The sequence below is a fragment of the Rhizomonospora bruguierae genome (genome assembly GCF_018397995.1).
GTDB lineage: Bacteria > Actinomycetota > Actinomycetes > Mycobacteriales > Micromonosporaceae > Rhizomonospora > Rhizomonospora bruguierae.
Genome location: NZ_BBQH01000104.1, coordinates 1 through 10,724 on the forward strand (window position 1 = coordinate 1; position 10,724 = coordinate 10,724).

Genomic DNA, 10,724 nt, shown 5'->3' on the forward strand with positions numbered 1-10,724 from the left:
CCCGGCCAAGGGCATCCCTTCATCGTGGCGGACGAGGACATCGTCGAACTCGACGATACGGCCAAGGTGAAGGCGCTCGAAGCCATCCTGCCGCGGGTGCTGCGGTTCTCCACCAGCATCGCCGTTCCCGACAGCGTGCCGATCGCATCTTTGTGGGGTGGCCGGCTTGGGAACCTCGCTGACCGACGCGTCCGCGGTCAGTTCCTGGAAGTCGCGGAGCAGGCCGATGCCGACAACGACGCTGACGCGCCGGCATGGGGTCAGCGGTTGTGGTCGTTCTTCCGCCGCCCCGGCCCGACGGCGGAGAGCCGCGAGCAGGCGCGTCAGCAGGAGGCACGGGCGCTGGCGAGGAAACTGCTCGTCGATGTCGCCCGCGTCGACGAGAGCATCTTCAAGGAGCTTCAGAAGGCCGTTAACGAGGGCAAGGAAGGTGAGGTCAGCGGCCTCGAAGGCAAGATCAACGAGAGTTTGGAGCGGCGTCTCAACCTGTCGCGCTGGTGGAGCCAGGACAGCGATTTCCAGCTACGCGTCACCACCCGGGAACGCGAGCTCGTGTTCACCATCCGCGACCGCACCGGGGCGGAGTACTCATTCGGGGAACGCAGTCGGGGCCTGACCCACTTCCTCGCCTACTTCGTCCAACTCAAGGCACACCGGCCGGTCGAGGACCGCGACGAGATCCTGCTCATGGACGAACCTGACGCCTACCTGTCGAACTCCGGCCAGCAGGATCTCCTGCGCGTGCTGGAGAACTTCACGATACCCGACGACCGAGCGCGCACTGACCAGGTCATCTATGTCACCCACTCGCCGTTCTTGATTAACAAGAACGCCGCGGATCGGCTGCGGGTACTCGACAAGGGCGCCCAGGAAGAAGGCACCCGCGTCGTCAGGGACGTCGCCCGCACCCACTACGAGCCCCTGCGCTCCTCGCTCGGCAGCTACGTGGCCGAGACCGCCTTCATCGGTGGCAAGAACCTCATCGTCGAAGGATCCGCCGACCAGGTGATGCTGGCCGGGATGTCCAACGCACTGCGCGTCCGACGGCCCGAGGTCGCCCGGATGCTAGACCTCAACGAAGTCACGATCGTGCCCGCCGGCAGCGCCGACAGCGTCCCCTACATCGCCTACCTCGCCCGCGGCCGCGACCCGATCAAGCCCCCGTGCGTCGCGCTTCTCGACGGTGACGACGCCGGCCGGATGGCCGTCGGCAAACTGAGGCGCAGCGAGGCGAACCGCAAGCCGGTCCTGGATGAGAAGTTCGTCGTCTGCCTGGACACGTGGGCCACCGCCCGCCCAGCCTCTGCAGTCGATGACATCAAGGTGGTCGCGTCCACCATATCCGGTAACGTGACCGAGATCGAGGATCTCATTCCTGCACGTATCGCGGTTTATGCCGCGAGGAGCTACGCCACCCGACTGCTGGGCCTCGGCGACGAAGACGCCGCCAAGCTAAAAGAAGCCGGCCTCAAGACTCGACTCGACTCGGGCCGCCCGTTGTGGGACTGCCTCAAAGACAGCTTCGCCGAGACCTTCGACGCGAGTATTGACAAGGTCGGCTTCGCCCGCGAAGTCGTCAGCCATCTCAACCACGTTCCACTTGACGGTCGGCGCCCAGCCGAGGTCAAGACGCTGGAGGACAACTTCATCGCGCTCTTGAGCGATCTGACCGACCTGCTCGAGGACGCGGAGATCAGCGAAACTCAACGCCGTCGGGAAAAGCGCATGGGCCGCATCGTTCGCGGCTTCCTCGACGACTATCGCGAAGGGGTAACTCGCACGGTCGCAGACAGTCGTCTTCGTGAGATCGAGAGTAGCCTCGACGACTCTGCTGCCCACGACGACCTCAGAATCAAAATCGCGGCGCTACGGCGAGACTTCTCACTCCGGACTGACCCAACCAGAACGATCACCGACTTCCCGTCCTTCCGGCAGCGGCTCGAAGACCTCACTCGCCAGGAACGCCTCGCGAACCAGGATCCCGATGTCAATGTCGGCCCTGGCTACTAAACGTGTTTCATAAAGCGGTCAGAGCCATCCGGTGATGATGTGAGGCCGAGTCCACCACTCCTTCCGCACCCGCGCCGGCCGGGTGCGCGGCGGTGATCCGGGTGGCGCTCGGATGTGCGAGCTCGCCGAGCACAAGGGCGGCTAAACCAGCGGTTGTTCGGCAGCCCGTCGGCCCGGACGAACACGTACCCCGAGTCGGTCCACTGGGCGGCCGTCGGCCGAGGCGTCGCGGCGCTGGTCGAGCTGAGGCGGTGGGCGCGCAGGACCTGCGCGGTCCGCTTGTCCGGTCGGGCCTGATTCGTCTCGACGAGTACCGGTCTGATCGTCGGTGTCGACCGCCACGTCCTCGTCAGGGTTCCTCGACATCATCGGGCAGGCGACGCCGCCGGCGCTGGTCAACGTGACGGCCCGGTACGCGGTGCAACGTGCGTCGGCGATGCATGGCTCGTTCCCCGCTGGTGTGCCGGTCGACCACGCACCGTCGTATCGGTGAGCGTTCGCCTCGGACTTCACAGTCCGGTGTAGGCGTTAGCCCGGTCCGTCCCGCCCGGTGCGAGCGCCACAGTTGACCGCCCCGGGCGAGAGATTGTGCCTCCGACCCCAGAAAATCTATGTGACAACCGCTAGACATCCTGGCCATTACTGGCTACTCTTTCTACTCGTTGAGTGCGATGGTTCAAAGAAGACGCTGACGAGACCGCCCATGACGGGCGAGGGAGCGGGGCCGGCTCCACGAGGCTCCCGCTCGGCACGAGCAGCACGAAGTGGATGTTGAGCAGTACCGCTGTACCCCCGGGCGTGGCGTTTGCGCTCGGGCGCACGACGCGGTGGGGCCAGTGTCAGTTCTCAGGGCTCCGCCGCAGGACGTACCGGTCCGCCGGTGCCTGCGCCAGGAGATCACGGGCCAGGCACCGGCGGACAGCACACAGTGTTCGACATAGGGAAGACAGAGGAAAGGGAGGGCCGTACACCGTTGGATCGCCCGCCGCCGGCCGCATGCGACGGGCTGAGCGCGGACACCGCAGTTTCCATCGAACGAGAGGTGGTTCTCCGGTCACGCTTACGCGATCCCCGCGCCCAGGGCTGTCTGGCCCGGCGCGGACATGACAAACCGGCAGTCTTGTCGGTGATGGTGTTTCTGACCCGTAACCCTGGGCCCCGGCGCTTCCCGCGCCGGGGCCCTCGTTTGTGGAGGTGGCATGGGCCAACCTGATGACATGCTGGACGATGAAAACTACCCCGCCTACACCATGGGCCGCGCCGCGGACATCGTCGGCTGCTCGCAGGACTTCCTGCGCCGGCTCGGCGAGGCGAAACTGATCGACCCGCACCGCTCCGCCGGTGGCCACCGGCGCTACTCCCGCAACCAGCTACGCCTGGCCGCCCGCGCCCACCAGATGTGCCAGCAGGGCACCGACATGGCGGCAGCCTGCCGCATCATCATCCTCGAAGACCAACTCGCCGACGCCCGGCGGGACAACCAATCCCACCCGACCCACTGACCACCCCGGCCCGGTGACGATCCCGGGACGACGCGAACCGCCACACGGTCCCGGCCTGTTAAGGCAGGGACCGTCCGTCGCTTGCGGCATAATCCCGGGCCGGCACCGCCACACGGATGCGATCGGGCGTTCTTCTCAGGCATCGAACCGCTCTCGGATATCCCCAAGCATCCGAACCCACGCCCGCGGGCAATCAGTCAGCCGGCCATCCTGATCAGGCTGGGCTGGCAGCGATGGCGGCACCGATCGACTCTGGCAAGGGGTATGGGGCCTCGACGGGCAGCAGTGCCCGCGCGGTGGCCTCGTCGCCGTAAGACAGCAGGGTGTGGATCGTGCGTACGGTGGGTGTGACGTCCGTGATCGTGACGCTCCAGTCGTCGACGTGCCGGTCGGCGGCCTCACCGGACAGACCGATCTGCAACGACCGGTACGCCAGGGCACCGAGCCGTAGCGATCGTTCCGGGGTCCCACTGCACCCGTACCGGGCTGGCACTGCTCCTCGGCCCCGGCGTCTCCTGGGGTCTGGGTGCCGGTGTGGACATCGCGGCGACCGGGCCGGGCCCGGGCGTAGGGCGCTGGGGCTGGGACGGCGGCACGGGCACCACGGTGCGCGTCGATCCGAGCCGGGGGACGGTCGCGGTGCTGCTGACGCAGCGGGCCATGGCCGGCCCCGGGGACGGCTTCGGCGACTTCCACGCCGCGGTCGCCGAAGCGGCCAGCCGGTTGCTCCGCCTCGGTAGGCTCCCAGCACGCCGTGGTGGGGAGCCGTGATGCCGGATGCGTTGGCCGAGGCCGATAGGCTTCTGATCCCGTTCATGCGGCAACCCGTCACCGGGAGCTTCGCGGACCGGCTGGAGCGGATGGGCCGGTTGCTCGAAGCCGTCGGGGCGCCGCATCGCCGGCTGTGGACCCTTCACGTGGCCGGGACGTCGGGCAAGACGTCCGTCTGCTACTTCCTGCGCTCGTTGCTGGTCCGATCGGGGTGGACGCCGGGCCTGTCGGTCTCGCCGCACGTCGGGGCCGTCACCGACCGGGTGCAGGTCGGCGCCGGCCCGATCGACCCGGACACGTTCCTGCGCGAGTTGACGGCCTTTCTGGACGCGGTTCCCCACCGGGTCCGCGGTGCGGTCAACTTCCTGGACGTCATGACGGCGTTCGCCTGGTGGGTGTTCGACCGCGTGGGCGTGCAGCGGGCCGTGGTCGAGGTGGGTGTCGGCGGGCTGCACGACCGGAGCAACCTGCTGCCGGCCGAGGGCAAGGTCTGCGTGATCGGCGATGTCGGACTGGACCACGTCGGCCGGCTCGGCCACTCGCTGGCGGAGGTCGCCGTGCACAAGGCGGGCATCATCAAGCAAGGCTGCCACGTGGTCGCGCTCCGCCAGCATCCGGTGGTGGAGTCCGTCATCTCGGCGACAGCGGCGGGCCGGGAGGCCACTGTGGAGTATGTCGACGGGGCGCTGAGCCCGCCCTGCGACCTGCCCGACTTCCAGCGGCGGAACTGGGCCCTCGCGCTGGCCGCCTACCGGCATGTCGCACGGCTGCACGCGATGCCGGAACTGAACGGGGCCGACCTCGCGGCGGCGGCGTGGGATCAGCCGCCGGGGCGGATGGAGCGCTGGTGTCTGGCGGGCCGGGAACTGCTGCTGGACGGTGCGCACAATCCGCAGAAGATGGCCGGGCTGCGCAAGTCCTTGGCTCATCACGGACCGGCCGGGCTCACCGTCGTGGCGAACATGGTGCGAACCAGCGGTGACCGGGTCGCCGAGACGTGCTCCGAACTGGCCCGGATCGACGGGGTCCGGCTGATCGTCCCGCGGTTCCGGTTGGCGCCGGTGCCGGTCAAGCAATCCCTGTCGCCGGTCGGCTTCGCCACCCTGGCGCGGGCGGCCGGCGTGCCGTCAGCCGAATGCGTCGAGGATCTCGCGGAGGCGGTCCGGCGGGCGGTGGCGGCGCCGCGTCCCGTGGTGGTGACCGGATCCCTCTACCTCGTCAGCCAGGTCCGACATCTGCTCGCGGCGTGGGGCGGCCGGCCGGCGGAGCGCCGGCGATGAGCGGAATGGTGGTCGTCGGGGTGACCCAGCGGGCCTTGCCCCCGACGCTGGAGCAGGGCGAGCGGCGGGACGCCCTAGACATCCGCTGGCATCAGTTCCTCGACCGGATCGGTGCGATCTGCCTGCCCCTGCCGAACGAGCCCGCGCTGGCGCTGCGGCACGTGGCGTACTTCGGCGTGACCGCGCTGGTCTTCTCCGGCGGTGAGGCGATCGGCCGGTGCGCCGGTCAGTCGCCGGCGCGGGACGCCACCGAGGCCACCCTCCTGCGCTGGGCGCTGGCGGGCGCGGTTCCCGTGCTCGGCGTGTGTCGCGGCATGCAGTTCCTGGTCGACCACTACGGCGGCGACCTGGTGCGGGTGGACGGTCACCTGGGCGTGGATCACGAGTTCGCCGTGGCGGGTGTGGTTCGGGAGGTGCGCTGCCACCACCGGTGGGGGGCGCGGGCGGTGCCGGCCGAGTTCGAGGCCCTGGCCGAGGTGGACGGGGTGGTCGAGCACGTCGCGCATCGCTCGCACGCGCTGACCGGGATCATGTGGCACCCCGAGCGGCGATCCGCCTTCGACGACCGGGACCTGCGACTCGTCGCGAGGGCTCTGGGGCTGGCCGGCCGCTGATACCGTGCAAGGGAGCCGGCTACGGATATCGGTGGTGCGTATGGCCAGGAAAGTCCTCTCCGGACCGGCGCTGGTTGGCGCGGCGGGCGCGGTCACCACGATCGCGACCTCGGCGGTGGTCAACGTCTGGACGGACGGCTGGAGTTGGGTGGCGTTCGCCGCGGTCGTCGGCCTGACCGCGACCTCGGTGGCCATCGCGGTGCTCGGCGCCGGCCCGGCGAAACGCGACGACGCGACCGTCTCGCAGTCGGCGAGCGCGGGCGGCCGCATCTCCGGCAGCAGGCTCCGAGCCAGGCGTGGCGCGCACATCGCCGAGGGGGCGAGCAACCGCGGGGTGATCCGCGGCTCGACGGTTGACGCGAAGACCGGTCGGGTCCGCGTCACCAGCGACGACGGCGTCATCGAGGACAGCACCATCACGACGGACTGAGCCGTCAGTCCTGCCCCCGCGGCCCCCGACCGTTGATCCACAGCGCCTCGACCTGCGCCGCCACCCGGCGCCGCAGATCGTCGCTGTGCGACTCGACGAGCAGCCGGTCCGCCGCGACCCGGGCCTCCTGGTGCCCCGGCGCGTCGGCCTTGGCCATGGCGAACCACCGGGCGTAGGCGGCCCGGGCCTCGCCCAGGCGCCCGTCGACCCGCCGGAAGGCCTCGCCGGCCTGGCCGTACCACTCGGCGGCGACGGCCGCCTCGCGCTGCGCGATGGCCGCGTCGCCGAGCCCGCGCAGCACCCGCGCCCGGCCGAGCAGCCCGCCGGTGCGGTCGAAGATCCGCAGCGCGGCGTCGTACTGCTCCACCGCCCGGCCGGGATCGCCGAGCCCGACCAGCGCGTCGGCCACCAGCAGGAGGCCGTTCGCCTCGTGGTGCGGGTTCGCCACCGAGCGGCAGATGGCCAGCGACTGGTCGAGCCACTCCAGCGCCCGCGGGTAGTCGCCCCGCTGGGTCTCCAACTCGCCGAGCGCGTTCAAGGTGCGGGCCCGCTCCAGGGAGTCCCCGGTCTTGTCCAGTTCGGCCAGCGCCGCGCGGTACCGGGTCTCCGCGGCGTCGAGGTCGCCCTGCTGCATGGCGACCCGCCCGAGGGTGCGCAGGATCTTTCCGTGCCGCAGGTGGTGACCGTGCGAGCGGGCCAGCGCGAGGGCTTCCTCGTACCGCTCGGTCGCCTCGGCCAGCCGGCGCCGGCGGCGGGCCACGTCGCCGAGCCCGGACAGCGCGCCCACCTGCTCGGCGACCTGGTCGAGGCGGCGCGCCACGGACAGTTCGGCCGCGTACCGCGCCTGCGCCGCGTCGAGGTCGCCGCCGAGCAGCGCGATGTCGGCGAGCAGTTCCAGCGCGGCCGCCCGGTAGCCGGCGTCTTCGCCCGCGTCCCGGTCCAGCGCCCGGGAGAGCAGCGGCGCGGCCTCGTCGGGGTGCCCCTGGTGGTACGCGATCTGCCCGGCCGCGTACTCGGCGTGGCCGACGAGTTCCGGAGCCACCCCGGTCAGCCGCTCGGTGACCTCCGGCGCGAGGACGACGGTGGTGAGCGTGAGGACCGCGCCGCTTTCGCGCCGGCCCAGGGCGGAGCCGATGCGGTCCCGCCAGGCGTCGGCGAGGGCGGTGTCGCCGGCCGCGAACCGGTGGTACGCCTCGTCGAGGAAGGCGCCCTGCCCGGTGAAGTACTCGGCGGCGCGGCGCTGCAGGGCGTCGAACCTTGCCGGCTCGTCGTGCCGCAGGTACTCCAGCACGGCCGCCCGGACCAGTTGGTGCACCCGGCTCTCGCGGCTGCCGTCGACGCCGTATGCGGTCCGCACGAAGGACTGTTCGAGCAGTTCCGCATACCAGTTCGCGCCGGCCGGCCGCGGATCGTCGCCGAGCAGGAACTCGATCGCCTCCTTGCGCACCACGCGCAGCACGGACGCGGCGAGCACGACCGCCCGGCGCTCGGGCGCCAGCCGGCGCAGGAACTCGCGGGGCAGCCACTCGCCCGCCAGCCGGTTGCGCGACGCGGTCGCCAGCCACGCCTCGGACAGGTCGCCGCCGCGCTCCCGGTACAGGTCCGCCATGAGGCTGGTCCACACCGGCACGCCCTGGCAGTAGTCGTGCACCGCGCGGACCACCTCCGGCGCGGTGACGCCGCGCCGCCGCAGGAACTCGGTGGTGTCCTCGCGGCTCCACTCGGTCAGTTCGACCGAGCGCGCCTCGATCGAACTCGGGATCCGCACGTCCTCCCGGCCGGCCAGGACGATCTTGAGGTCCGGCACCGCGGCGCAGAGCTGGGGGACAAGTTCGGCGACGAACCAGTGCCGCACCGCGCTGGACGACCGCTCGAAGATCGTACTGTCGTCCAAATAGCGGAGCCGCTCGGTGGTGTCGAACAGCAGGACGGTGTCCGGGCGGCGGAGCCCGGCGAGCGCCCGGGTCATGGCGGCCAGCAGGTCCCGGTGGTAGTCCGCGTCCGCCGCCCGCCCTGATCCGCCGTATCCGGTGCCGCCGTATACGTTGATGTGGGATCCGCTGATCCGGCCGCCGTTCGTGGCGGTCAGCGCCACGTCGACCTTGTCGCGGCGCGCCGCCGGCCGTGCCTTGCGCAGCGCTCTGTTGAACCGGTACCGGCGCCGGATGCGACGCGGGCCGCGGCCGTCGAGCAGGACGTCGCCGATCCGCCGCACGACGACCTCGATCAGGTCGGACGCGGCGGTCCGGCGGTCGTCGAAGTCGAGCAGCCCGTCCAGGTCGATGAGCGCCCGGCGGCGGCCGGGCGGCGCCGCACGGACCAGCTCGCGCAGCAGCGCCGACTTGCCCTGCCCGGCGAGGCCCCAGTAGATGAGGACCCGCGCGTTCCCGTCCGCCAGGAACCGGTCGAACGCATCGAGGGCGGCCTGCCGGTCGGTGAACGCGTCGCCGTCGACGTCGTCGCGCCCGGTGAACTCGCCCACCCGGACATTTTCCCACGTCTCGATGCGATTGCCGTCGGTCGTTCCGCCGTTACCTGGCCAGCAAAGCGCGGAGTTCCTTGACCACCTCGGCCGGCGCCTCCTCGGCCATGAAGTGCCCGCACGGCACCGTCCGGTGCGCCAGGTCCTGCGCCCAGGCGCGCCACAAGCCCTCGGCGTCGAAGCCCAGCGCCGCGCCCCAGTCCTGCTGCAACACGGTCACCGGCATCCGAAGCTTGTTGCCCGCCGCCCGGTCGGCCTGGTCGTGCTCCACGTCGATGCCGGCCGACGCGCGGTAGTCGGCCACGATCGAAGGAATCGCCTCGCGAGAGGCGCGCAGGTACTCGGCGCGGATCTCCGGTGGGATCGCCTCTGAGCCGCGGGTCCAGGTGTCGCGGGTCCAGATGTCGAGGAAGTGGCCGAAGAACGCGTCCGGGCTGCCGGCGATGAGTTGTTCGGGCAGGCCCGGGGGCTGGGCCATGAGGTACAGGTGGAATCCGACGGTGGCGGTGACGCCGCGCATGACATCCCACATGTCGAGGGTGGGCAGCACGTCGAGCGAGGCCAGGTGGGTGACGGCGGCGGGGTGGTCGAGGCCGGCGCGGATGGCGACCAGCGCGCCGCGGTCGTGGCCCGCCAGGGCGAAGCGGTCGTGGCCAAGTTCGCGGGCCAGCGCCACGATGTCGGCGGCCATGGTGCGCTTGGCGTAGCCGGAGCCGTCCGTGTCGGCGGGCTTGTCACTGGCGCCGTAGCCGCCCAGGTCCGGGACGATGACGGTGTGGTCGGCGGCGACGTCGGCGGCGACGTGCCGCCACATGAGGTGGGTCTGCGGGAAGCCGTGCAGTAGCACGATCGGGCTGCCGGTGCCGGCGATTGCAGCAGTACCTGGCATGCTGCTGTCCGCCACAGTCCACGACCGGAGTAACCGCGGGGGGATAGAACTGCTGGCCTCGGGCGGACACGACCCGATGCTTCGCTCCGGCAGCCAGGCGTGCGGTCATGATGGCGATCGGCCGGATTTCCGGTGATCGCGTGGTGCTCCGGTGGTGCTCGGACGTAGCGACGCCAGCCAGCACAACCGGAACTGAACCAGTACAGCGGGCCGTCCGGCGCTGTCCGTCCGTGCGCCGCCAGCAAGTTCACCGCCTGGACCAGCGGATACGTAAAGCCCTCCGTCTGGACGGAGGGCTTTACAGTCGGTACTCTTTGGTGAGAGGGTATTCGTGGGAGAGTGGGCCCCGGGCATCTTCCTACGGATCAGAAGGTCTGATCGAGAAGACGGTTCCTCGACAAGCACATCGACCGATCCGGCGCGGAATCGTTTCCGGCGCGGCTGGCGACTCGCCGCCTTCCGATACAAGCGTGGTCCTGCGGACACGATCGGACAACAACGCCTCCAGTCAGACTAGGGCATCTTTAACCGCTTAAAAACAGACGAGCGCCTATCGAGCGCCCTGGATCCACAGTGGACGGCGCACCTCAGCGTTTTGCCTGCTCAATGGCCGTCGAGAACGGCAACAAAGGCCCATTCCTGACGATTAAAAGTCCTCAGCTCTGCCTATTGAGCTAACGGCCCGCTGATCCACTAGGTTACCCGAAGCCTTCCGGCGCGGCGCGCACGCTCGATGCGCGGGCTAG

The 10,724-nt window shown here is 70.3% G+C and carries 10 protein-coding genes; 7 read left to right on the forward strand and 3 right to left on the reverse strand.

What is annotated here, in order from left to right; all coding sequences use genetic code 11:
• From KJS59_RS29740 to KJS59_RS29750, 3 genes are all read left to right on the forward strand, one after another.
• Positions 1–2,010 (forward strand): ATP-dependent nuclease (locus KJS59_RS29740; RefSeq protein WP_213457178.1); only part of this gene is annotated, 2,010 nt, incomplete at its 5' end.
• Between the two features lie 328 nt (positions 2,011–2,338).
• Positions 2,339–2,503 (forward strand): hypothetical protein, encoded by a 165-nt coding sequence (locus KJS59_RS29745; RefSeq protein WP_213457180.1) that lies wholly within the window; start codon positions 2,339–2,341, stop codon positions 2,501–2,503.
• Between the two features lie 706 nt (positions 2,504–3,209).
• Positions 3,210–3,512 carry a helix-turn-helix domain-containing protein gene (locus KJS59_RS29750; RefSeq protein WP_213457182.1) on the forward strand — a complete coding sequence of 101 codons (303 nt, stop codon included), beginning with the start codon at positions 3,210–3,212 and terminating at the stop codon, positions 3,510–3,512.
• A 214-nt stretch (positions 3,513–3,726) separates the two neighbouring features.
• Here KJS59_RS29750 and KJS59_RS31620 read toward each other — a convergent pair whose 3' ends face one another.
• A complete protein-coding gene (locus KJS59_RS31620; RefSeq protein WP_376771304.1) occupies positions 3,727–3,933 on the reverse strand; it encodes a DUF4291 family protein in 207 nt (68 codons plus the stop codon).
• Positions 3,934–4,046: 113 nt separating this feature from the next.
• On the opposite strand from KJS59_RS31620, the gene KJS59_RS31625 reads away from it, so the two are divergent.
• The 4 genes from KJS59_RS31625 to KJS59_RS29770 are packed head-to-tail and all read left to right on the forward strand — an operon-like array spanning position 4,047 to position 6,607.
• Complete coding sequence (locus tag KJS59_RS31625) at positions 4,047–4,283, forward strand: beta-lactamase family protein (protein ID WP_249715136.1); 237 nt, start codon at positions 4,047–4,049, stop codon at positions 4,281–4,283.
• Positions 4,284–4,327: 44 nt separating this feature from the next.
• Entirely contained in the window at positions 4,328–5,563 is a 1,236-nt protein-coding gene (locus KJS59_RS29760) for a bifunctional folylpolyglutamate synthase/dihydrofolate synthase (RefSeq protein WP_213457184.1), read from the forward strand.
• A complete protein-coding gene (locus KJS59_RS29765) occupies positions 5,560–6,177 on the forward strand; it encodes a gamma-glutamyl-gamma-aminobutyrate hydrolase family protein (RefSeq protein WP_213457186.1) in 618 nt (205 codons plus the stop codon). The genes KJS59_RS29760 and KJS59_RS29765 overlap by 4 nt, the downstream gene beginning before the upstream one ends.
• 40 nt (positions 6,178–6,217) lie before the next feature.
• Positions 6,218–6,607, forward strand: coding sequence for a hypothetical protein (locus tag KJS59_RS29770; protein ID WP_213457188.1), 390 nt, complete (start codon positions 6,218–6,220; stop codon positions 6,605–6,607).
• 4 nt (positions 6,608–6,611) lie between these two features.
• On the opposite strand, the gene KJS59_RS29775 is transcribed toward KJS59_RS29770, so the two are convergent.
• Positions 6,612–9,089 (reverse strand): tetratricopeptide repeat protein, encoded by a 2,478-nt coding sequence (locus tag KJS59_RS29775; RefSeq protein WP_213457190.1) that lies wholly within the window; start codon positions 9,087–9,089, stop codon positions 6,612–6,614.
• Positions 9,090–9,138: 49 nt separating this feature from the next.
• Positions 9,139–9,978 (reverse strand): alpha/beta fold hydrolase, encoded by an 840-nt coding sequence (locus KJS59_RS29780; protein ID WP_213457192.1) that lies wholly within the window; start codon positions 9,976–9,978, stop codon positions 9,139–9,141.
• Positions 9,979–10,724 lie beyond the last annotated feature (746 nt).

What these genes read in the sequence shown, in the direction of transcription:
- KJS59_RS29750 (WP_213457182.1), top strand. Translation starts at nt 3,210, where the DNA reads ATGGGCCAACCTGATGACATGCTGGACGATGAAAACTACCCCGCCTAC.
- KJS59_RS29780 (WP_213457192.1), bottom strand. Translation starts at nt 9,978, where the DNA reads ATGCCAGGTACTGCTGCAATCGCCGGCACCGGCAGCCCGATCGTGCTA.
- KJS59_RS29765 (WP_213457186.1), top strand. Translation starts at nt 5,560, where the DNA reads ATGAGCGGAATGGTGGTCGTCGGGGTGACCCAGCGGGCCTTGCCCCCG.
- KJS59_RS29770 (WP_213457188.1), top strand. Translation starts at nt 6,218, where the DNA reads ATGGCCAGGAAAGTCCTCTCCGGACCGGCGCTGGTTGGCGCGGCGGGC.
- KJS59_RS29760 (WP_213457184.1), top strand. Translation starts at nt 4,328, where the DNA reads ATGCGGCAACCCGTCACCGGGAGCTTCGCGGACCGGCTGGAGCGGATG.